Below are 22,454 nucleotides of genomic sequence, written 5' to 3' on the forward strand. Positions count from 1 at the left end.
GTTGCCCCGTTGTCCTACAAGTCTTCAGCTTACGTCAGTGCTTCCATCACCGCTTCGGGGTTCCGTTCAATCACGTTAAGCAATACTAGCGCTGGCCCTCGCGGAGAACGGTCGCCGCGTTCCCAGTGCCGCAACGTCGCAGTGGAAAAGCCGAATCGGGCGGCGAATTGCTCCTGGGTCATGCCCACTTTGGCTCGTACCGCTTTTACGTCGACTTGACGGGGGCGGTGCACGCGCACGCCCCGAGTATCGCCCTCGGCATGGGCGATCGCTTCGTGCAAGCCCTGCTTGATGTTGTTGAATGTGCTGCTCATGATTGCGCTCGCCTCTTCCAGATGTTCGTCAAGACGTCGACCAGGCTGACCAGATCATTGCGCTCGGCCTTGGTCAGATTGCCTTTGTCGCCTTTGGCGAAGAGCGTCAGCAGATACAAGGGCATGAGGTCATCATGGTAATAATAGACAACGCGCACGCCCGCGCTCTTGCCGTGGTCGCCCCGGCGCCAGCGCAGCTTGCGTACGCCGCCCGTGCCTTCCATGATGTCCCCGGCTTTTGGATTCCCGGCCAGATAGTCGATAAGGTCTTGGCGTTCCCGCGCAGTCAGAAGCTTGTCGGCCAGGCGGATATAAGAGGGCAGTTCGACAAGGCCGTGCATGACTTCGCGTGGATCCTATCCTAATCCAATGGATTAGCTTATACAAGAAGCAAGTGCCATTGTATGGAGAGGCCGCGGGTCGATTGGCGGGCGAGGGACCGATTCGTCATCTATTCCTGGACGAGCGGGCAATGTCGATCCATGCCCGGCGCATGCGGGCCGTTCGCTCAAGCGACAAGCAGGTTCTATGTTGCGGAGGGGGCCATACTGGCTGTAAGGCCCACGGTGCGCCTCTAGGCTTCAGTGCATGCTCCGCGATCGGCAACGCGGATGCGTGAGCCTTATCAACGCCTCACTCGATGTTCTGCGCCTGTTCGCGCATCTGTTCGATCAGCAGCTTCAGGTCCATGGCGGCGCGCGTGACTTCCATGCTGCCGGCCTTGGAGCCGAGGGTGTTGGCCTCGCGGTTCATTTCCTGGAACAGGAAGTCCAGGCGCTTGCCGGCGCTGCCGGCGTTCTTCTTGCCCGCGGCCTTGCCGCCGCCGTCGGTCAGCAGATGGCGCAGTTCTTCCAGGTGCGAGCGCAGGCGCGACAGTTCCTCGGCGACGTCGATGCGCAGCGCGAACAGGTTGGCTTCCTGCGACAGGCGCTCGGACAGCTCGGCGCCGGAGATGTGGGTGAAGCCGCCGGGGAAGGCCGATTCCACGCTTTCACGCAGCTTGGAGGCGAGCTTGTCGCGGTGGTCGGCCAGCAGTTGCGGCAGGTGGTTCTGCACCAGCTCGACGATGCCGGCCACGCCGTCCGCGCAGTCACGCATCATGCCGGCCAGGCGCTCGCCTTCGCGGGCGCGGCCATCCTGCAGCTGCGTCAGGGCTTCCTGGGCGGCCTGCAGGCAGGCGGCGCCCCAGACTTGCGGGTCGAGCGCGTCGTTGGCGCGCTGGCCGGGCCAGTTGAACAATTCCACCAGGCGCGGCGCGGCGATGTCGGGCAGGATGCGGCGCGCGGCCTGCAACTGCTCGGCCAGGGTTTCGAGCCAGGCCGGTTCCAGCTTGGACAGGTCGGTGCTGACGTTGCGGGTGTAGGACACGCGGATCTCGACCTTGCCGCGCGCCAGTTGCGCCGTCAGCAGTTCGCGCAGCGGCGTCTCGACGTGGCGCAGCTCGTCGGGCAGGCGGAAGTAGAGGTCGAGGAAGCGGCTGTTGACGCTGCGCAGTTCCAGCGCCAGCGTGCCTTGTTCCAGGTCTGCCCGGGCGTTGCCGAAGGCGGTCATGCTGCGAATCATGGTGTCGGTATCCTGTTGCTTGTCTTGGATCGGGCCGCGCCGGTTCCGCCGGTCCGTCGGGCGCGGACGAGGGCGGGTATATGCGACCCGTGTATCGCGGCAGGATACTCCAAACCCGGGCGGGGCAGCGACCGGCAGCCCGTACAATGCCGCCAACCGAATCTGATTGGAGCCTTGCCATGACCTCTGCCAACGCCATTGCCCGCCCGTCGGGCCGCGCCGTCGACGAACTGCGCCCGTTCAGCCTGGAGCGCGGCTTCACGCGCTACGCCGAAGGGTCGGTGCTGGTGAAGGCCGGCAATACCCACGTGCTGTGCACCGCCAGCGTGCTGGAAAAGGTGCCGCCGTTCCTCAAGGGCAAGGGCGAGGGCTGGGTCACGGCCGAATACGGCATGCTGCCGCGCGCCACCCACACCCGTGGCGACCGCGAGGCCGCGCGCGGCAAGCAGAGCGGCCGCACGCAGGAAATCCAGCGCCTGATCGGCCGCAGCCTGCGCGCCGTGTTCGACATGCGGGCGCTGGGCGAACGAACCCTGCACCTGGATTGCGACGTGCTGCAGGCCGATGGCGGCACGCGTTGCGCCAGCATCACCGGCGCCTGGGTGGCGGCCTCCGACGCGATCGCGCTGCTGATGCAGCGCGGCGACCTGGCCGTGAACCCGATCCGCGACGCGGTCGCGGCGGTGTCGGTCGGGCTGGTGCAGGGCCGTGCGGTGCTGGACCTGGACTACGAGGAAGACTCGGCCTGCGACGCCGACGTCAACGTCATCATGACGGGCGGCGGCGCCTTCGTGGAAGTGCAGGGCACGGGCGAGGGCGCGACCTTCACGCGCGCCGAGCTGGATGCGATGCTGGGCCTGGCCGAAGGCGGCATCGCCGGCCTGGTGCGGGCGCAGCGCGCGGCGCTGGCGTAAGCGGCCGGCGCGGGCCTGGGCGTCAGGGCAGCAGGGCGCCCACCTTGTCGGCCCGCTCCAGGTTCCAGATCGCGCCGATCAGGCCGCGCAGCTCGGCTTCGGTGGCGGCGTCGGCATAGCGGCCCAGGCTCAACGTCTTGGCCTCGATCTCGCCGCGCGACAGCGTATTGCCGGGGTCGCCCTTGGGTTCGTCGACGCGGCCATGCAGCACGCGGCCGTCGTGGGTGTGCACCGTGACCTTGCCGATCCAGCGCTGCGGATAGGCGCCGTCGACCTCCGGATCCAGTTCCATCGTGACCCGCCCGCGGAAGTCGGCCACCGCCGGATCGTCCAGCGCGGCGTCGAATTCCGGCAGGCCGGCGCGGCCCTGGCGCGCGATCAGGCCCAGCACCGTGCCCATCGAGAACTTGGATTGGTGCACGGTGCGCGGATCGACCACCGGCCCGAGCACGTCGATAGCGCCCTGGTGCACGTGCGCCACCACCCGTTCGATATCGCCTTCGGCCAGCTTGTGCTCGCGCAGCACCTGCTGCAGCGCATCCGCCGCGGGATGGGTGTGGCGGCACGAGGCATGGAACTTGAACGAGGTCTCGGCCAGCGCCCAGCGCGTGCCGAGGCGGTCGGTCAGGCGCGCCGGATCGGCGTCGCTCGACATGCCGGCGGCCATGCCCTGCGGGCCTTCGAGGATGTGGCGCGCGCCGGTGAAGCCTTCCTGCGCCAGATAGGCTGCGGCGATGCCGTTGGCGGCGGCGCGGGCGGTATGCAGCTGCTTGGAATCGGCGGCGTCGCGCAGGAATTCCCACAGTCCGGCGGCCTGCGTGCCGGCCGAGCCGAAGGCGTCCAGCATGGCCGCGGTCGACAGGCCCAGCAGGCGGCCGGTGGCCGCGGCGGCGGCCAGCGTGCCGGCGGTGCCCGTAGTGTGGAAGATCTTGTAGTGCGAGCGGCCGAGGAATTCACCCACCCGGATGCCGACCTCGTAGCCGGCCACGGCCGCCACCAGCAGGTCGCGGCCGCTGCGGCCCAGTGCCTGGGCCACCGCCAGCACCGGCGGGAACACCACGGCCGCGGGGTGGAACACCGAACCATTGTGCACGTCGTCCTGCTCGACCACGTGGGCGGCGGCGGCGTTGACCATGGCGGCGAACACCGGCGAGGTACGGCGCCGGTTGATCAGGATCTCGCTGGGGCCGTCGGCCGGCCCCATGGCGGCGGCGTAGCGGTCGATGGCCAGCACCGGGCGCGCCGAGGCGCCCGCCAGGATCGAGGCCAGGCAGTCCAGCAGCAGGTCTTCGGCGCGGCGCAGCACCGGGGCGGGGATGTCCTCGAAGCGCAGGTTGGCGGCGAAGGCGGCGAGGGTGGCGCTCGGGTGGGAGGTGTCGGAGGTCATGGTCAGAAGGAGCGCGGCAGGCCCAGGATGTGTTCGGCGACGTAGGAGAGGATCAGGTTGGTCGAGATCGGCGCGACCTGGTACAGGCGGGTCTCGCGGAACTTGCGCTCGACGTCGTATTCGGTGGCGAAGCCGAAGCCGCCATGGAACTGCAGGCAGGCGTTGGCCGCTTCCCAGGAGGCGTCGGCGGCCAGCAGCTTGGCCATGTTGGCCTGCGCGCCGCAGGGCTCGTGGGCGTCGAACAGGCGGCAGGCCTCGTAGCGCATCAGGCTGGCGGCCTCGACGTTGATGTGGGCGCGGGCGATGGGGAACTGCACGCCCTGGTTCTGGCCGATGGGGCGGCCGAACACCATGCGTTCCTTGGCGTAGGCGGTGACCTTGTCGACGAACCAGTAGCCGTCGCCGATGCATTCGGCGGCGATCAGGGTGCGCTCGGCGTTCAGGCCGTCCAGGATGTACTTGAAGCCCTTGCCTTCCTCGCCGATCAGGTTGTCGGCGGGGATCTCGAGGTTGTCGAAGAACAGCTCGTTGGTCTCGTGATTGACCATGTTGGGAATCGGGCGGATCGACATGCCGTGCTTGACCGCCTCGTGCAGGTCCACCAGGAAGATCGACATGCCCTCGGACTTGCGCGTGACCTGGTCCAGCGGCGTGGTGCGCGCCAGCAGGATCATCAGGTCGGAATGCTGCACCCGCGAGATCCAGACCTTCTGGCCGTTGATGACGTAGCGGTCGCCGCGCCGCACGGCGGTGGTCTTGATCTTGGTGGTGTCGGTGCCGGTGGTGGGCTCGGTCACGCCCATCGACTGCAGGCGCAGCTCGCCGGCGGCGATACGCGGCAGGTACTCGCGCTTCTGGGTCTCGGAGCCGTGCCGCAGCAGGGTGCCCATGTTGTACATCTGGCCGTGGCAGGCGCCGGAATTGCCGCCGCTGCGGTTGATCTCTTCCATGATGACCGAGGCCTCGGTCAGGCCGAGGCCCGAGCCGCCGTACTCCTGCGGGATCAGCGCCGCCAGCCAGCCGGCCTCGGTGAGGGCGCGCACGAATGCGTCGGGGTAGCCGCGTTCTTCATCCACTTTGCGGAAGTATTCGGCGGGAAATTGCGCGCACAGATCGCGCACGGCTTCGCGGATGTCCTGGTAGGCGTGGGAGGCTTGATGCATGGGGTGGGCTGCAATATTGGTGTCGTAAAGGGGTTCGGTACAGGATCGAATGTGCCGTAACGCGCCACGCCTGCCAATTCACAATTCATTAATACCGGGTTCCTGTTCGCAAAAGCGCACTTATGTGACGGCCGTTCGTCATGCGAGAGGGCGGGTTGTGTCAAGAAATTGCCAAACTGCATCCCCATAATCGCGCCGATACGCCTTTGTGGCGATGCAACAGACGGATGGATATGCGGAAAAATCTCAGGGTGACCACGGCGGTTTCGGCCATTCTCGCGGTGTTTGTGGTGCTGTTCGCGCTGGCGGCGGCGGCCGGGATCTTCGTGCTGCGCGAGAACCGCGCCGACATCGAGGCGCTGGGCCGGGGCAGCATCGAGCGCGCCAGCGACCTGTCGGACATGACCAGCAGCCTGTTCCAGGCCCGCGCCGCGCTGACGGACGCCAAGACCGCCATGGAAGGCGGCCTGGAAGAGGCCCGCGACCAGTCGCTCAACCAGGCCGACAAGCTGCTCAAGCAGGCCGCGGCCAGCCTGGCGCGGCTGCGCGCCAATGCGGATACCAGCGCCCAGGGCGCGCCCTTGTTCGACCAGGCGCTGGCGGCCTATGCGGCCTTCGCCGACCAGACGCTGGCGCCCATGTTCAAGGCCATCAAGGGCTGGAACGGCATCGAGGTCAACCGGCTGGTGGACAAGGTGCTGCCGGTGTCCGGCTCCACCTACGTCAAGCAGGCCGACGCCTACCAGGCCTACGCCCGCCAGCAGGGCCAGGCCGCGGTGGCCGGCGCCAGCCAGACCATGCAGCGCGTGACGGTGGTGGCCGCGGCGGTGCTGGGCTTCGTGCTGGTGCTGGCGGTGTTGATCCGGCTGGCGTTCCGCCGCCGCATTCTGCGCCCGCTGAACGAGGCCGGCGCGCACTTCGACCGCATCGCCGACGGCGACCTGACCGGCAACATCGCGGTCCACGGCGACAACGAGATCGGCGTGCTGTATTCGGCCATGCGCCGCATGCAGACCGGCCTGTCGGCGGCGGTGGCGTCGGTGCGCCATGGCGTGGAAGAGATCCACACCGGCTCGGGCGAGATCGCCGCGGGCGGGGCCGACATGTCCGACCGCACCGCGCGCCAGGCCGGTTCGCTGCAGGAGGCCGCGGCCAACATGACCCAGCTGGCCCACACGGTGCAGACGACCGCCGGCAACGCCGACCTGGCCAGCCGCCAGGCGCTCAGCGCCACCCAGCTGGCCCAGCGCGGCGGGCAGGCGGTGCAGGAAGTCGTGACCAGCATGCAGGGCATCGCCGACAGCGCGCGCCGCATCGGCGAGATCGTCGGGGTGGTGGACAGCATCGCCTTCCAGACCAATATCCTGGCGCTGAACGCGGCGGTGGAAGCCGCGCGCGCCGGCGAGCAGGGCAAGGGCTTCGCCGTGGTGGCGGGCGAAGTGCGCTCGCTGGCCCAGCGCAGCGCGCAGGCGGCCAAGGAAATCAAGGGCTTGATCGAGGATTCGACCTCGCGCGTCGAAGTCGGCGTGCGCCAGGTCAACCTGGCCGGCGACACCATGCGCGACATGCTGACCTCGGTCGACCGCGTGACCCAGATCGTGGCGGAAATCTCCAGCGCCACGGCCGAGCAGGCCGCCGGCATCGCCTCGGTCAATGACGCCGTGGCCGATATCGAACGCTCGACCCAGGAAAACGCGGCGATGGTCGAACAGACCGCCGCCGCGGCCGCCGCGCTGGAACTGCAGGCCCAGGGCCTGCAGCGGGCGGTGTCGGTCTTCCAGATCGCCCAGGCGGCGCAGGCCGCCGGGCAGGGGTCAGGGCACGAGCTGCGGCAGGGCGCCGCCGCTGTAGCGCTCGGCCACCAGCGACAGGTTCCCATGCTTGACCTTGTGCTTGACATGGGCAGCGGCCGACGCGATGTCCTCCGGGCGGATGCGCTCGCATAGGGAGGGGGTGACGGTCAGCGCGCCGACACCCAGCGTCACGAACGGGAAGAAGCGCGGCACGCCGTAGCGGTCTTCGGCCTCGATGCCGCCGTTACGGCGGCCTTCGTCGTCATACAGGTCCATGGCGCGCTCGTTGAACTCGGCGATGACGCGCTGGATGCGCTCGTTCCAGTCGGGGCTGCGCAGCAGCACCACGAAGTCGTCGCCGCCGACATGGCCGACGAAATCGCGCAGCGGATCACAGTGGCGCTTGATGACGTCGGCGGTCAGCATGATCATGTCGTCGCCACGCCAATAGCCATAGACGTCGTTGAACGGCTTGAAGTTGTTCAGGTCGCCATAGCAGATGGTGAAATCGGCGGCGTCCTCCAGCAGCGTGGCGATGTGCCGGCTGATGGGGATGTTGCCCGGCAGCGAGGTCAGCGGATTGGCGTAGCGCGCGGCCTCGATGCGCATTTCGGTCACCGACCGCACCAGCGTCTCGCCGGTGGCCAGGCCGTCGTAGCGGCCGTCGCGGGTGATGATGAGGCCGTCCATCAGGTAGCGCTGGTCTTCCGAGATCAGCACGTGGCTGAGCTGGTCGATCGACACGTCCAGGTCGACCAGCACCGGTTCGCCGTTCATGAAGGTCGAGCAGGCGTCGCGGCCGAACAGCTCGCGGGTGTAGCGCTGCGCGTAGTGTTCGGAGAAGTCGCGGCGGTTGATGATGCCCACCGGCCGGTTGTCGCCATCGACCACGGCCACCGCGTGCAGGCTTTTGTGCTCGATGAAGAGGCGGTGCACGTCGTCGTTGGTGTGCTTGTTCAGTAGCGCCGCCGGGGCCTCGACCCGCAGGCTGGCGGCGGTGCCGCCGGCCGAGCGCTGCGACAGCGGGGCGGGCGCGCGCACCCGCAGCGAATCGCGCAGGGGCGGGGTCAGTTCGGTCAGCAGGGCTTCGTCGGGGCGGCCCAGCAGCCAGCCCTGGGCGTAGCGGATCTCCAGGTCGCGCACCACCGCCAGGTCCTCGGCGGTCTCGATGCCCTCGGCCACGATGGCGGTGCCCAGGTACTGCGCCACCTTGAGGATGGCGCGCACCATGTTCTGCTTGCGGTCGTCGTGGCCGATGCCGTTGAAGAAATAGCGGTCGATCTTGACCAGGTCGGGCTGCATCTCGGCCCACAGCTGCAGGTTCGAATTGCCGACACCGTAGTCGTCCAGCGCGATGCGCATGCCGTATTCGCGCAGGCAGGCGAAGGCGCTGCCGAGCGTCGACATGTGCTCGGACAGCGGATCCTGCTCGGTCAGCTCGACGATGATGTTGGACGGCGCCAGCGTGCAATCCTTGAGCAGGCGCAGCGGCATTTCGTCGCCCCACAGCGTCCAGTAGTGGATCAGGGCCGAGCCGGACAGGTTCAGGAACAGCTTGCCGGCGGCCGGGTTCTGGTCGAAGCCCTGGGCGCCGGCGCGGAAGCTGGCCAGCTCCAGTTGCGGATGCAGGCCCTGGCGGCGGGCTTCGGCGAACAGGGCGTCGGGAAAGTGCAGGGTGGTGTCGACCGGGCCGCGGATCAGGCTTTCATGGCCATAGATGCGGCTGTGCGAGAGGTCGATCACCGGCTGGAAGCGGGGGCGCAGCAGCCGTTCGCGCAGGATGCCCGCCAGGCTGACGGGGGCTGGCGCAGCGGCGCCGGCAGAAAGGGTGGGCGCGCTGGCCGCAACCGGCCGTGGCAAAGCGTGAAGTGGGTTCATCGCCGGGGCGTTCAGATACGATCAGTGACAAGATTGTCCATATTGACAATGAAATATGTCTGTGTTGTTGCGCTGACACGTAACTTGCAGGCCGGGGCCGTGACGGCGCCCTATACAATTTACCCCATGACATCCCCCAAGATTCCCGAATCCCTGCGCCGCGTCGTGCTGGCGTCCAACAACCCCGGCAAGCTGCGTGAGTTCTCCGCCTTGTTCGCGCCGCTCGGCATCGAGCTGGTGCCCCAGGGTGACCTGGGCGTGCCCGAGGCCGAAGAGCCGCACGTCACCTTCGTCGAGAACGCGCTGACCAAGGCGCGCCATGCCAGCCGCCTGACCGGGCTGCCGGCGCTGGCGGATGATTCCGGCCTGTGCGTGGCCGCGCTGGACGGCGCCCCGGGCGTGTATTCGGCGCGCTATGCCAAGATGCACGGCGGCGAGAAATCCGACCAGGCCAACAATGCGCTGCTGGTCAGCAAGCTGGCGTCGGCGACCGACCGCAGCGCCTGCTACGTGGCGGTGCTGGCGCTGGTGCGCGGTGAAAACGACCCGCGCCCGCTGATCGGCGAAGGCCTGTGGCAGGGCGAGATCATCGACCAGCCGGAAGGCGAGAACGGCTTCGGCTACGATCCGCACTTCTACCTGCCCGACCAGGGCCTGACCGCCGCCGCGCTCGATCCCGAGGAAAAGAACCGCATCAGCCATCGCGCCCGCGCCCTGCGCGAACTGCTGAGCAAGCTGAACCAGGCTTGACCCCGGCGGCGCGTGCGCGCCGCCGCCAGGAATACGAATGTCCATCACCATCCCCATCCGCTCCGAAATGGGCGCGGCCCGCTCGCGCCTGGTCACCCCGGCCGGCGCCACCCTGACCAGCCTGCCGCCGCTGTCGGTCTACGTGCACGTGCCCTGGTGCGTGCGCAAGTGCCCGTACTGTGATTTCAATTCGCACGCCGCGCCGGGCGGCGGGATTCCCGAACGCGCCTACCTGGACGCGCTGCGCAGCGACCTGGAACAGGCGCTGCCGTCGATCTGGGGCCGCCAGGTGGTCTCGGTGTTCATCGGCGGCGGCACGCCCAGCCTGCTGTCGGCCGCCGGCCTGGACGAGCTGCTGGCCATGCTGCGCGCCTGTCTGAACGTGTGGCCCGATGCGGAAATCACCATGGAGGCCAACCCCGGCACCGCCGAGGCCGACCGTTTCCGCGACTACGCCGCCAGCGGCGTGACCCGTTTCTCGCTCGGCATCCAGAGCTTCGACGACGCCCAGCTGAAGAAGCTGGGCCGCATCCATGATTCGGCGCAGGCCCGCGCCGCCATCGAGATGGCCCAGCGCGCCGCGCCGCGCGTCAACCTGGACATGATGTTCGCGCTGCCGGGTCAGACCCTGGAGGCCTGCGTGGGCGACCTGCGCCAGGCCATCGGCTTCGGCACCGAGCATCTGTCGCTCTATCACCTGACGATGGAGCCGAACACGGTGTTCGCCAAGTTCCCGCCCGAGGACCTGCCGGACGACGACACCAGCGCCGCCATGCAGGACGCCGTCGAGGCCGAGCTGGCCGCGGCCGGCCTGGCGCGCTACGAGGTCTCGGCCTATGCCAGGCCCGGCGCCCGCTGCCGCCACAACCTGAATTACTGGGAATTCGGCGACTACCTGGGCCTGGGGCCGGGCGCGCACGGCAAGCTGTCGTTCCACGACCGCATCGTGCGCGAGGCGCGCCTGCGCAGCCCGGAATCCTGGATGCAGGCCGCCGCCGCCCGCGACGGCAGCCACCTGGCCGAAAGCCGCCAGGTCGGTCCCGACGAGCTGCCGTTCGAGTTCATGCTGAACGCGCTGCGCCTGAAGGATGGGGTGGCCGCCACCCTGTTCAATGAGCGCACCGGCCTGTCGCTGGCCGCCATCGCGCACCAATTGGAGGCAGCCTCCAGCAAGGGCCTGCTGGACGCCGATCCCACCCGCCTGCGGGCCACGCCCCTGGGTTGGCGCTTCCTGAATGACCTGCAGGAAATGTTCCTGTAGTAATCAGGCACCAAGATGGGGCAATCATGCCCCATTCTTTGCACCATTATGGTGCTACATTGCCCCATGAACTGGCAGCCTTCCCCGGGCAATCCCGGGGGTAAGACCTGGCACGCTTATTGCTTCCCTCTTTTATGCCAGTCGAGCGGCACAGCCCTCGACCCTTTTATCTAATGGAGATGACATGGCAAGCCCGAAAGACGTCCTGAAACAGATCGCCGACAACGAAGTCAAATTCGTGGATTTCCGCTTTACCGATACGGTCGGCCGCGAGCACCACGTGTCGGTGCCCACGACCGCGATCGATGAAGACAAGCTGGAAAGCGGGCAGGCCTTCGACGGTTCGTCGATCCCGGGCTGGAAGGGCATCGAAGCCTCCGACATGCTGCTCATCCCCGACCTGTCGACCGCCAACCTGGATCCGTTCCGCGAAGAGCCGACCATGATCCTGTCGTGCGACGTGGTTGAGCCGTCCGACCTGAAGGGCTACGACCGCGACCCGCGCTCGCTGGCCAAGCGCGCCGAAGCCTACCTGAAGGCCTCGGGCCTGGGCGACACCGCCTACTTCGGTCCGGAACCCGAATTCTTCGTGTTCGACGGCGTGACCTGGAACACCGACATGTCGGGCACCTTCGTCAAGATCAAGTCGGAAGAGGCCTCCTGGTCCACCGGCCTGGATTTCGACGGCGGCAACACCGGCCATCGTCCCGCGGTCAAGGGCGGCTACTTCCCCGTTCCCCCGGTCGATTCGTTCCTGGACATGCGTTCGGAAATGTGCCTGCTGATGGAACAAATGGGCGTGCCGGTCGAAGTGCACCACCATGAAGTCGCCGGCGCCGGCCAGCTGGAAATCGGCACCAAGTTCAGCACCCTGGTGCAACGCGCCGACTGGACCCAGATCGTCAAGTACATCGTGCACAACGTGGCCCATGCCTACGGCAAGACCGCCACCTTCATGCCCAAGCCCATCGTTGGCGACAACGGTTCCGGCATGCACGTGCACCAATCCATCTGGAAGGATGGCCAGAACCTGTTCGCGGGCAACGGCTACGCCGGCCTGTCGGAATTCGCGCTGTACTACATCGGCGGCATCATCAAGCACGCCCGCGCGCTGAACGCCATCACCAACCCCGGCACCAACTCGTACAAGCGCCTGGTTCCGCACTACGAAGCCCCGGTCAAGCTGGCCTACTCGGCCCGCAACCGTTCGGCCTCGATCCGCATTCCGTACGTCGGCAACCCGAAGGGCCGCCGCGTCGAAGCGCGCTTCCCGGACCCTCTGGCCAACCCGTACCTGGCGTTCTCGGCCCTGATGATGGCCGGCCTGGACGGGGTGCAGAACAAGATCCACCCCGGCGATCCGGCCGACAAGAACCTGTATGACCTGCCGCCGGAAGAAGACGCGAAGATCCCGACCGTGTGCTCCTCGCTGGAACAGGCGCTGGAAGCGCTGGACAACGACCGCGAGTTCCTGACCCGCGGCGGCGTGTTCAGCAACGACATGCTCAACGCCTACATCGACCTGAAGATGGCCGATGTGAATCGTCTGCGCATGACCACGCACCCGGTCGAATTCGACATGTACTACAGCCTCTGATTTCCAGAGGCTGTGGCTGGGGGAGCGCGATGATGTAGGCAGAAACCAGGGCCGACACCACGCGCACCGCCAGGTCGCCGACCCAAGACCCGCCCGTCCGGCCCCGTGCCGGCGGGCAGGGCGCCCCACCCGGGCGCCGCCGGGCCGGTGTTCCGATTTCCCCCTGTAGTCATTCGGGTACGTTGAAAAATGAATGTAGAAGCTCTCGATCTGCTTGCCACGTCCGTTTTCCTGGTCAACGCACGCGGGCATATCGAATACGCCAATGCGGCCGCCGAGGATCTGTTCGGCCGTTCCCGCAAGCAGCTGTGCGGCCACTCCGCCGCCACGCTGTTCGACAATCCGGAAAACATCCAATCGTCCATCGACCGCGCCGCGGCCGGCAGGTATGCCGACGTCAGGCAACTGGCCTCATTGCGCCGCGCCGCCGAATCGGTGGAAGTGGCCGTGACCACGGTAGGATTGAGCGGCCAGGCCTGGCCGGTCCTGATCGAGACCCGCGAGATCGAGCAGCGCGTGCTGGCCGACCGCAACCATCGCCTGGTCGACGAGATCGAGGCGCATCGCGAATTGCTGCGCAACCTGGCGCATGAAGTCAAGAATCCCCTGGGCGGCTTGCGCGGCGCGGCGCAACTGCTGGAAGCCGAGCTGCCGAGCGCGGCGCTGGCCGAGTACACCCAGGTCATCATTTCCGAAGCCGACCGCCTGCAGGCGCTGGTGGACCGCCTGAGCGGCCCGCAACGTGTGCCGCTGAACGCGCGGCCGGTGAACATCCACGAGATCTGCGAGCGCGTCTGCGCCCTGATCCAGGCCGAATTCCGCAACGACGTCACGCTGGTGCGCGACTACGACGCCTCCATGCCCGACCTGAAGGGCGACGCCGCCCGCCTGATGCAGGCGGTGCTGAACGTGGCCCGCAACGCCGCGCAGGAACTGGTGGCGCGGCCGCAGGCGCCCGGGCTCGAGCCCGGCGTCGTCACGCTGCGCACCCGCGTCGCGCGGCAGGTCATGCTGGCGCACCGCCAGCACCGCCTGGCGCTGGAGCTGTCCATCATCGACAACGGCCCCGGCGTGCCGGACCACATCCGCGACCGCATCTTCCATCCCCTGGTCACCGCCCGCGCGGGCGGGACCGGCCTGGGCCTGAGCCTGGCCCAGGATTTCGTGCAGCAGCACGGAGGCATCATCGAATTTGAATCCCGACCCGGGCGCACCGAGTTCCGCCTGGTCCTACCGATGGAGCCCGCACTCTGATGAAACCCGTATGGATCGTCGATGACGACCAGGCCATCCGCTGGGTCCTCGAAAAGGCCCTGGCCCGCGCCGGCGTCCCCACCCGCAGTTTCTCCCAGGCGGCCGACGTGCTCGACGCGCTGGCGCACGACACGCCCGTCGCCCTGGTGTCCGATATCCGCATGCCTGGCGGCAACGGCCTCGAGCTGCTGCGCCAGCTCAAGGAACGCCATCCCGGCCTGCCGGTCATCGTCATGACCGCCTTCGCGGATCTGGATAGCACGGTGTCGGCCTTCCAGGGCGGCGCCTTCGACTACCTGGCCAAGCCCTTCGACGTCAACGAAGCGGTGGCGCTGATCCAGCGCGCCATGCAGGAATCGACCCAGCCCGAAACCCCCGAAGGGCAGGGCGAGGCCCAGAACAACGAGCGCTGGATGATGACGCAGTCGTCGTCCACCGCCATGCAGGAAGTGTTCCGCGCCATCGGCCGGCTGGCGCAGTCCAAGGTCACCGTGCTGATCACCGGCGAGTCCGGCACCGGCAAGGAACTGGTGGCGCGCGCGCTGCACGGCCACGGCATGCGCGCCGGCGGCCCGTTCGTGGCGCTGAACGCCGCCGCCATCCCGCGCGACTTGCTCGAAGCGGAACTGTTCGGCCATGAACGCGGCGCTTTCACCGGCGCCAACACGCTGCGCCGCGGCCGCTTCGAGGAAGCCCACGGCGGCACGCTGTTCCTGGACGAAATCGGCGACATGCCGATCGAATTGCAGACCCGCCTGCTGCGCGTGCTGGCCGAAGGCAGCTTCTACCGCGTCGGCGGCGCCCAGCCGGTGCGGGTCGACGTGCGCATCGTCGCCGCCACCCACCAGCCGCTGGAACAGCGCGTCGAGCAGGGCCTGTTCCGCGAAGACCTGTTCCACCGCCTGAACGTCATCCGCCTGCGCCTGCCGCCGCTGCGCGAACGGGTCGAGGACATCCCCGCGCTCGCCAACCACTTCCTCACCGCCAGCGCCCGCGCGCTCGGCGTGCCGGTCAAGCGCCTGACCCCGGAAGCGCTGGCCGTCCTGACCAAGTTCGACTTCCCCGGCAACGTGCGCCAGTTGGAGAACTTCTGCCACTGGCTCACCGTCATGGCCCCCGGCCAGACCGTCGAACGCGCCGACCTGCCGCCCGAAATCCGCGCCATGGAGCACGCGCCGGCCGCCGGCACGGTATCGCCGCGCCCGCCAGCCGGCGCCAGCGTCGCCGCCATCGGCACCGTGGTCCAGCACGCCGCGCCCGCCGTCGCCGACGAAGCCACCCCCCGCAACTGGCAGGACTCCCTGCTGCGCGACGCCCAGTACCGCCTCGAACGCGGCGAACCCGCCGTCATGGCCACCCTGACGCGCCAGTTCGAGAAGATCCTGCTCCAAAGCGCCCTGGACGCCAGCCGCGGCCGCCGCGTCGAAGCCGCCTCAAGACTAGGCATCGGCCGCAACACCATCACCCGCAAACTGCGGGAACTAGGCATCGAAGACGAGTAAACCTCAGTCTCCCCCCGCGCGCAGCGCCCACTGCGCCACCATCCACCACCGCGTAAGTCAGGTAGCGGCCGCCCGCGCGGCCCTACCTGACGGGCAATGCAAGCTCTCCGCGAATACACAGCTCCAGCAGCGCAGCAAACCCGCCTGCACGCCCCAGCCAAGCCCCCCTCCGGCAGCGAGCAACCTCCATCAAGCCATCCCCAGCAACCCCTCACAAAGCCGAGGCGACTTCAACTTCTGCAGCCACCACTTGAGCGCCTCCCCCGGCGCCTCCGCCCGCCACGCATACGCCACATGCTCGGTCAGCGACATCCCCTCGTCGGTCTCGCAGATCACCAGCACGCCCTGCGCCAGATAGGGCGCCGCCAGGGTCAACGGCAGATAGCCGCATCCCAACCCGCGGATCTGCGCCTCGATCTTGGCCTGCATCGTCGGCATCACCAGCGTCGGCTGCTCCGCCAGGATGCCGCGTGACTGCGGCGGCAGGTTGCGCGACGTATCCGCCACCACCACCGCGCAATAGCGCGTGATGTCGGCCCGGCTCAACGGTTGCGGCAGCGACGCCAGCGGGTGGTGCGCCGCCACGCAGAAGCCGAACTGCGCCTGTCCCATGGTCTGCGACCGGTAGGGCCCGGTCGGCTCGCCCGCCGCGCCCGCGCCGATCACCAGGTCGGCGCGGTTCGAGGTCAGCGCATCCCAGTTGCCGCTGAGCACCTCGGTCGAAAAACGCAGCGTGGTCGCGCTGCCCAGCGCCTGGAATTCCTCGACCAGGTCGTACAGCGGCCGCCACGGCAGCACCGCGCTTACCGCGATGCGCAGCTCCACCTCCCAGCCCGTCGCGATGCGCTTGACCCGGCAGGCCAGGTCGTCGAGCGACTGCAGCACGTGGCGGCCGTCCTTGAGCAAGGCCTCGCCGGCCGGCGTCAGCACGGCCCGGTGGCCCGAGCGGTCGAACAGCAGCACGTCCAGCCCGTCCTCGAGCTTGCGGATCGCGTAGGTCACGGCGGAGGGCACCTTGTCCAGCTCGCGCGCCGCCTTGGCGAAGCTGCCGTGGCGCGCGATCGCGTCCACCAGGACGAGCAATTCGGGGGTGATCGGCTGCATGGGGCGGCTCCGGCAAATATCGTTCAAATAATTTGAATGGTTTCTTCAAATCATAGCGTCAAACCGACTTGCGAGTGCGCGCACAATGTCATTCATGCCGGTTGAGCGGCGCGGCTTCCAGCCACAAGGCAAGGAAGCCAGCCACCGCGAAATCATTCACTTATTTGAAACAGGGAGTCCACTATGCTTACCCTTCGCCGTAGCGCCGAACGCGGTCACGCCAACCACGGGTGGCTCGATTCGTTCCACACCTTCTCGTTCGCCAACTACTACGATCCCACCCACATGGGCTTTGGCGCGCTGCGCGTCATCAATGACGACCGTATCGCCGCCGGCCGCGGCTTCGGCACCCACGGCCACCGCGACATGGAGATCATCACCTACGTGCTGGACGGCGCCATCGCGCACAAGGACAGCATGGGCAGCGGCTCCACCATCCAGCCCGGCAACGTGCAACGGATGAGCGCCGGCCGCGGCGTGATGCACTCCGAGTTCAACCCGCGCGCCGACAAGGAAACGCACATGCTGCAGATCTGGATCGAGCCGAACGTCACCGGCATCGCGCCGGAGTATGAAGAAAAGGCCTTCAGCGATGCGCAAAAGCGCGGCCGCCTGCAAGCCGTGGTCTCGGGCGACGGCGTCGATGGCTCGATGACGATCCATCAGGACGTGCGGCTCTACGCCGGCCTGTTCGATGGCGACGAGTCGGCCACGCTGGAACTGGCCCCCGGCCGCCGCGCCTGGGTGCACGTGGCCCGCGGCAGCCTGACGGTCAACGGCGTCGCGCTGGCGGCCGGCGACGCGGTCGCCATCAGCGATGAAACGCGGGTGGCGCTGTCCGGCGGCGACAACGCCGAAGTGCTGGTGTTCGATCTGGCCTGACGCCGGCAGCCGGGTGGATCGCCGATCCGCCCGGCCTTAACATGGCCCCAAGCAGGCCAACCTACAGGAGCATTCCCATGTCCACCTTGTCCCAACCCGGCGACAGTCAGATCGAAACCGTGGTGGTCCCGCGCAGCAGCGACCTGGGCGGCTTCGAAGTCCGCCGCGCGCTGCCCTCGGCGCAGCGCCGCACCGTCGGCCCGTTCGTGTTCCTGGACCACATGGGTCCGGTCGAGTTCTCGGCGGGCTCGGGCATCGACGTGCGCCCGCATCCGCACATCGGCCTGTCCACCGTGACCTATCTGTACGAAGGCTCGATGGTGCACCGCGATGGCGCCGGCAACACCCAGACCATCCTGCCCGGCGAGGTGAACTGGATGACGGCCGGCCGCGGCATCGTCCACTCCGAACGCTCGTCGCCAGAAAGCCGCCAGGCCGCGCAACGCCTGGCCGGCCTGCAGATCTGGGTCGGCCTGCCCAAGGCGCACGAGGAAACCGATCCCGGCTTCACCCACTACGGCCTGGATGCGCAGCCCGTGGTCGAAGGCGAGGGCGTGCGCGCGCAGGTCGTGGCCGGATCGCTGTTCGGCAAGACCTCGGCCGTCAAGACCCATTCGTCGTTGTTCTACGGCGACATGCAGTTGCGCGCCGGCGCCGTCACCGTGCTGCCCGCCGAACACGAAGAGCGCGCCGCCTACCTGGCGATCGGCTCCGTCGAGATCGACGGCCAGGTGTTCGAGAGCGGCCGCCTGATCGTGTTCGCGCCCGGCCGCCCGGTGCAGATCCGCGCCTGTACCGACGCGCGTTTCGCGGTGCTCGGCGGCGAGCCGCTGGAAGGCCCGCGCTTCATCTGGTGGAACTTCGTCTCCAGCAGCAAGGACCGCATCGAGCAGGCCAAGGAAGACTGGCAGCGCAACCGCTTCGGCCAGACCGTGCCGGGCGACGAGACCGAGTTCATCCCGCTGCCGCCGCCGCGCGCCTGAACCGGCGCCGGCCGGAGCGTCGGGGCGGCATGCGCCCGGCGGCTCCGGTCGATTCGTCGTCTATCGGGCGTTCAGCAGCTCGAACGCCTCGCCCTTGAACACGCGCGCGGGGCCGCCCCGTGCCACCTCGTGGTGGAATTGGCGCCGCCTGGCGCGTTCCGTGGCGTGCGCGGCCTGCTCATGTTGGGCCAGCCGATGCGCGATCAGCAGCGCGGCGATGCGCTTGTTGGCATGCTGGCTGCGTTCGGACTGTACCTTCACGCTGATGCCCGTCGCCACGTGCGTCGCGCGCACCGCGGATTCCGTCTTGTTGACGTGCTGGCCGCCCGGCCCGGATGAGCGCGTCGTTTCGAAGCGTATTTCCGCGTCGAGACGGATGGCGGGCGGGTCGCAACGCAAGGCGCCGATGAACCAGTTCTTGCGTTGATGGCCAGGGCGATAGGGGCTGGGGCAGATCCACTGGATCGATCCCTCCCAGCACGCGGCCAGGTCGGCTGCGCCGGGGCCGTCGAGGGCCAGCAGCACCGAACGGTACGTGCCGGCCTTGTCGCCGGTCTCCCGTTCGAGGATATCGACGCCAACGCCGCGGGCCTCGGCCTCGCGCAACAGGTAGGCGAGGGCCTTGGCGACCGCCAGGCAGCACTCGTCGGGCCCCTGGGCCGCGGATAACTGTAGCAGCATCATCAGCAGCAGTCCCCCCGGGTCTTGTAGGTCAACACTGGTCGCAGCCGGGCCAGCACCGTCAGCAGGCCCGCTTGTTGCAGGCTGGCGATGATGCTGTCCACGGGCTTGTAGGCTTCCGGCGCCTCCTCGTAGATCAGATGCTTGTCCTGGCATATCACGTGGCTGCCCAGCCGGGTCTTGCTCAGTTGCGCGGCGCTGTAGCGTTTGAACAGCCGATCCTTGCATTCGCTGCGCATCCATTTGCGACCCGCGCCGTGCGCCAGCGAGAACAGGCTGGCCTCGCTGGCGATCGGCGCCACCAGATAGCTGAAGTCACCGCGCGAACCGGGGATGATGACCGGCCCGCCGTCGGACGGGGTCGCGCCCTTGCGATGCAGCCAGCCCGCTTCTCCGGCGATGGTGGCGGGGGTCACCAGGTTGTGGTCGACGTCCAGTACCTGTTCGCCTTCCACGCCCCACCGTGCCAGCATGCGGCGCGCAATGAGGTGGCGGTTGGCCCGCGCGAATTGCAACGCGCCGCCGTGTTGCGCCAGGTAGTCCCGGCATGCGGGGCTGTCCTGCTCGAGGCCGTCATGGCCATGGCGACGGACATGTTCCTCCAGTATTGAGCGGCCCAGGCCGCGCGAACCGCTGTGAACCAGCAGCAGCAGTTTTTTCTCGTCGATGCGCAAGGCCATCAATGCCTGCGGATCGTGGATTTCATCGATGCACTGCAGCTCGGCGAAGTGGTTGCCGCCACCGATGGTGCCCAGCGCCTGCCGATGGCCCACGCCGGCGGGCGCCAGCTCCGATACCAGCGCCTGCCACGTGTCGTCCAGCGGTTCGTCGATGTTGCGCAGCCGCTTGTCGAGTTTGTCCGGCGCGACTCTGCGGCTTTTCAGATTGGTCGACCAGAGCGCCATGCCGCAGCCGATGTCGCCGCCGATCAGGGCCGGATACAGGCGTGCGCAAGAGAAGAATGCGGCGCCCACCGGGTAGCCGCGTCCGGGATGCAGGTCCGGCATGCCCGCGACGCGGCGCATGCCGGCGAGCCTGGCGGTGGTGTGTAGTTGTTGGATCGCGTTGCCTTCGATCCAGGTGTCGTCCGAGGCGATCAATGTCACGCGCTCGGACAATGCTTGAATGCAATTGCCCATGGAAATTCCAGATCAGGTCATGAGGAGGGCTGGCTCTCAGTGCGGTCGCACGCGCCGGGTCGCGCCAAGGCCCGCCGCGAAAGCGCGGCGCGCGCAGGCGATCAATGGCGAGGCGTTCACAGCGGCCGCAGCCGTGTGGATGCGGTACGAATGAGAGACCCTGTCAGGCAGGTCCGGGCCAAGGCAATGCGAATGGTCTGCCGCTATGGATGCGGCAAGGAAATTCGAACGTGCTAGACGCGGCCTGCAACGGGAGAAGTCTGTTGTTGCATGGTGCTTTCCTCCTGTGCAGTACGGTGGGGTGTGGGCGGGGCCGCGCATCGGGCGCGGCGCCTCGGGGCCGGCGAAGCCGGGACGCAATCAAGGCGTCGCTTGCCGGGAAGTCCGCACTCTATCATCGATCGCGGCAGGTTGATCGGGTTGCACGCGAAGAACCGAGATTTCGTTCGTCATGGCGTCTGAATTGCGCCACAAAGTATGATGCGCATCCCTAACGTGATAACAATCGGGATGGAGACATCATGCAACGCTTTACCCTGAACGCGCTGCGCGGCCTGGCCGCGCTGGCGCTGGTCCATGGCGCCGCCGCCGCGCAGGCCGCCGGCTATCCGGCCAAGCCCATCGTGTTCATCGTGCCCTACACCGCGGGCGGCACCACCGACCTGGTGGCGCGCACCGCCGGTGCGAAGGTCGCCGAGAAACTGGGCCAGCCCGTCATCGTCGAGAACCGTCCGGGCGCCGGCGGCAACATCGGCATGGATGCCGTGGCCAAGGCCGCGCCGGACGGCTACACCATCGGCTTCGGCGCCATTTCCACCAACGCGCTCAATCCCTTCGTCTATCCGTCGATGCCGTTCGACCCGACCAAGGACTTCACCGGCATCAGCATGCTGGGCGCGTCCTCGGTGGTGCTGGAGACCGGCCCGTCGCTCAAGGTCGACAGCGTCAAGGACCTGGTGGCCTACGCCAAGCAGCACCCGGGCACGGCCTTCGGCACGCCGGGCACCGGCACCTCGATGCACCTGGCCGGCGTGATGTTCGACCAGCTCACCGGCGTCGGCATGCAGCACATTCCCTACAAGGGCAGCGCGCAGGCGCTGAACGACCTGCTGGGCGGCCATCTGCCGATCATGTTCGACAACCTGCCGGCCTCGCTGCCGCACATCAAGTCGGGCAAGGTCCACGCGCTGGCGGTCACCGGTAGCAAGCGCGCGCCGGCCCTGCCGGACGTGCCGACGCTGGCCGAGCTGGGTTATGGCGGGGCGGTGGTGGATCCGTGGTTCGCGGTCTATGGTCCGGCCAGGATGCCGCCAGAAATCACGGCCGCGTTGAGCGAAGCCTTCCAGGCGGCGCTGGCGATGCCGGACGTCAAGGACAAGCTGGAACAGGCCGGTTTCATGCCCTATGGCTCGACGCCCGCCGAAGTCGAGCGCCTGACCCGCAGCCAGTACGAGTCGTTCAAGGCGCTGTCGCAAAAGGTCAAGCTGTCGGCGGACTGAGTACGGGCGGCGCCTAGCGGCCGCGGGCGAAGACCTGTTCGCGCTGCTCGGCCAGCGCTTCGCGCCGGATGAAGTCGCGCACGAAGTCGTCGGCCGGGTGGTGGTGCAGGTTGTAGGGCGTGTCCCACTGCGCGATGCGCCCGGCCGCCATCACGCCGATGCGGTCGGCGATGGCGAAGGCCTCGGCCTGGTTGTGCGTCACCAGGATGGCCGTGTGGCCGGTGGTTTTCAGGATCTCCCGCACCTCGAAGGCGAGGCGCTCGCGGGTGTCCACGTCCAGGTTGGAAAACGGCTCGTCCAGCAGCAGCAGGTCGGGCGAGGGCGCCAGGGCCCGGGCCAGGGCCACGCGCTGTTGCTGGCCGCCGGAGATCTCGTGCGGATAGCTGTTGGCGACGTGCGCCAGGCCGACCAGCGTCAGCATTTCCTCGACCCGGCGGGCGCGCTCGGCGCGTTCCAGCCGGCGCAGGCCGAAGGCCACGTTCTGCGCCACCGACAGGTGCGGGAACAGCGCGTAGTCCTGGAACATCATGCCGACGCGGCGCTTTTCCGGCGCGACCTGTTCGGCGGGCGAGGAGATGACCGTGCCGTCCAGCAGGATGCGGCCGGCGCGCACCGGCTCGAAGCCGGCGATGGCGCGCAGCACGGTGGTCTTGCCGCAGCCGGATTCGCCCAGCAGGCAGCCGATATGGCCGGCCGGCAGGCCCAGCGTCAGGTCCTGCACCACGGGGCGCAGGCCCTTGGGCGTGTCGTACGCCAGCGAGAGGTGATCGAGTTCAAGCAGATCGGGCAC

General features: G+C 68.0%; 19 protein-coding genes and 1 pseudogene. 10 read left to right on the plus strand and 10 right to left on the minus strand.

Translation table 11 applies throughout. The annotated features are described in order from the left end of the window. Nucleotides 1-29: 29 nt before the first annotated feature. The 3 genes from AC1HFW_RS07225 to AC1HFW_RS07235 all read right to left on the minus strand — a co-directional run bounded on the left by AC1HFW_RS07225 (nt 30) and on the right by AC1HFW_RS07235 (nt 1,877). On the minus strand, nt 30-314 hold the full coding sequence (locus AC1HFW_RS07225) for a helix-turn-helix domain-containing protein (RefSeq protein WP_081105005.1): 285 nt from the start codon (nt 312-314) through the stop codon (nt 30-32). After that, nucleotides 311-655 (minus strand): type II toxin-antitoxin system RelE/ParE family toxin, encoded by a 345-nt coding sequence (locus tag AC1HFW_RS07230; protein WP_479282455.1) that lies wholly within the window; start codon nt 653-655, stop codon nt 311-313. The genes AC1HFW_RS07225 and AC1HFW_RS07230 overlap by 4 nt, the downstream gene beginning before the upstream one ends. 292 nt (nt 656-947) lie before the next feature. After that, on the minus strand, nt 948-1,877 hold the full coding sequence (locus tag AC1HFW_RS07235) for a YicC/YloC family endoribonuclease (protein WP_006394772.1): 930 nt from the start codon (nt 1,875-1,877) through the stop codon (nt 948-950). A gap of 179 nt (nt 1,878-2,056) precedes the next feature. Between AC1HFW_RS07235 and rph the strand changes: the two genes are divergently transcribed. Then, nucleotides 2,057-2,791 (plus strand): ribonuclease PH, encoded by a 735-nt coding sequence (rph, locus tag AC1HFW_RS07240; RefSeq protein WP_061071368.1) that lies wholly within the window; start codon nt 2,057-2,059, stop codon nt 2,789-2,791. Nucleotides 2,792-2,813: 22 nt separating this feature from the next. Here the strand turns inward: rph and AC1HFW_RS07245 are convergent, their stop codons facing one another. Further along, entirely contained in the window at nt 2,814-4,178 is a 1,365-nt protein-coding gene (locus AC1HFW_RS07245) for an MmgE/PrpD family protein (RefSeq protein WP_479282457.1), read from the minus strand. Between the two features lie 2 nt (nt 4,179-4,180). After that, entirely contained in the window at nt 4,181-5,341 is a 1,161-nt protein-coding gene (locus AC1HFW_RS07250) for an acyl-CoA dehydrogenase family protein (protein ID WP_479282459.1), read from the minus strand. A gap of 233 nt (nt 5,342-5,574) precedes the next feature. On the opposite strand from AC1HFW_RS07250, the pseudogene AC1HFW_RS07255 reads away from it, so the two are divergent. Then, a pseudogene (locus AC1HFW_RS07255) lies at nt 5,575-7,008 on the plus strand (methyl-accepting chemotaxis protein); the annotation flags it as partial. A 147-nt stretch (nt 7,009-7,155) separates the two neighbouring features. Here AC1HFW_RS07255 and AC1HFW_RS07260 read toward each other — a convergent pair. Then, nucleotides 7,156-9,012, minus strand: coding sequence for an EAL domain-containing protein (locus AC1HFW_RS07260; RefSeq protein ID WP_225856653.1), 1,857 nt, complete (start codon nt 9,010-9,012; stop codon nt 7,156-7,158). A gap of 126 nt (nt 9,013-9,138) precedes the next feature. On the opposite strand from AC1HFW_RS07260, the gene rdgB reads away from it, so the two are divergent. The 5 genes from rdgB (at nt 9,139) to ntrC (ending at nt 15,376) form a co-directional block, all read left to right on the plus strand. Then, nucleotides 9,139-9,762 carry an RdgB/HAM1 family non-canonical purine NTP pyrophosphatase gene (gene rdgB / locus AC1HFW_RS07265; protein WP_061074337.1) on the plus strand — a complete coding sequence of 208 codons (624 nt, stop codon included), beginning with the start codon at nt 9,139-9,141 and terminating at the stop codon, nt 9,760-9,762. A gap of 37 nt (nt 9,763-9,799) precedes the next feature. Continuing rightward, on the plus strand, nt 9,800-11,023 hold the full coding sequence (hemW, locus tag AC1HFW_RS07270) for a radical SAM family heme chaperone HemW (protein WP_479282462.1): 1,224 nt from the start codon (nt 9,800-9,802) through the stop codon (nt 11,021-11,023). Nucleotides 11,024-11,207: 184 nt separating this feature from the next. After that, complete coding sequence (gene glnA / locus AC1HFW_RS07275) at nt 11,208-12,620, plus strand: type I glutamate--ammonia ligase (RefSeq protein WP_479282464.1); 1,413 nt, start codon at nt 11,208-11,210, stop codon at nt 12,618-12,620. 189 nt (nt 12,621-12,809) lie between these two features. Next, a complete protein-coding gene (gene glnL, locus AC1HFW_RS07280) occupies nt 12,810-13,874 on the plus strand; it encodes a nitrogen regulation protein NR(II) (protein ID WP_006394781.1) in 1,065 nt (354 codons plus the stop codon). Continuing rightward, nucleotides 13,874-15,376 (plus strand): nitrogen regulation protein NR(I), encoded by a 1,503-nt coding sequence (gene ntrC / locus AC1HFW_RS07285; protein WP_104021505.1) that lies wholly within the window; start codon nt 13,874-13,876, stop codon nt 15,374-15,376. Before glnL ends, ntrC begins: the two co-directional genes overlap by 1 nt. Nucleotides 15,377-15,565: 189 nt before the next feature. On the opposite strand, the gene AC1HFW_RS07290 is transcribed toward ntrC, so the two are convergent. After that, complete coding sequence (locus AC1HFW_RS07290) at nt 15,566-16,480, minus strand: LysR family transcriptional regulator (RefSeq protein WP_198484139.1); 915 nt, start codon at nt 16,478-16,480, stop codon at nt 15,566-15,568. A gap of 183 nt (nt 16,481-16,663) precedes the next feature. Between AC1HFW_RS07290 and AC1HFW_RS07295 the strand changes: the two genes are divergently transcribed. Next, nucleotides 16,664-17,362 (plus strand): pirin family protein, encoded by a 699-nt coding sequence (locus tag AC1HFW_RS07295; protein ID WP_479282466.1) that lies wholly within the window; start codon nt 16,664-16,666, stop codon nt 17,360-17,362. 77 nt (nt 17,363-17,439) lie between these two features. Next, the gene (locus AC1HFW_RS07300) at nt 17,440-18,345 is read left to right on the plus strand and encodes a pirin family protein (RefSeq protein WP_479282468.1); all 906 of its coding nucleotides are present in this window, start codon (nt 17,440-17,442) and stop codon (nt 18,343-18,345) included. A gap of 60 nt (nt 18,346-18,405) precedes the next feature. On the opposite strand, the gene prfH is transcribed toward AC1HFW_RS07300, so the two are convergent. Both prfH and AC1HFW_RS07310 read right to left on the minus strand, forming a co-directional pair. Then, nucleotides 18,406-19,029 carry a peptide chain release factor H gene (gene prfH, locus AC1HFW_RS07305; RefSeq protein ID WP_479282470.1) on the minus strand — a complete coding sequence of 208 codons (624 nt, stop codon included), beginning with the start codon at nt 19,027-19,029 and terminating at the stop codon, nt 18,406-18,408. Continuing rightward, entirely contained in the window at nt 19,029-20,165 is a 1,137-nt protein-coding gene (locus tag AC1HFW_RS07310) for an RNA ligase RtcB family protein (RefSeq protein ID WP_479282472.1), read from the minus strand. Before AC1HFW_RS07310 ends, prfH begins: the two co-directional genes overlap by 1 nt. A gap of 521 nt (nt 20,166-20,686) precedes the next feature. On the opposite strand from AC1HFW_RS07310, the gene AC1HFW_RS07315 reads away from it, so the two are divergent. Further along, entirely contained in the window at nt 20,687-21,664 is a 978-nt protein-coding gene (locus tag AC1HFW_RS07315; protein WP_061071361.1) for a Bug family tripartite tricarboxylate transporter substrate binding protein, read from the plus strand. Nucleotides 21,665-21,677: 13 nt separating this feature from the next. On the opposite strand, the gene AC1HFW_RS07320 is transcribed toward AC1HFW_RS07315, so the two are convergent. Continuing rightward, entirely contained in the window at nt 21,678-22,454 is a 777-nt protein-coding gene (locus AC1HFW_RS07320; protein ID WP_241073281.1) for an ABC transporter ATP-binding protein, read from the minus strand.

Source organism: Achromobacter sp. ISS7, from assembly GCF_056523125.1.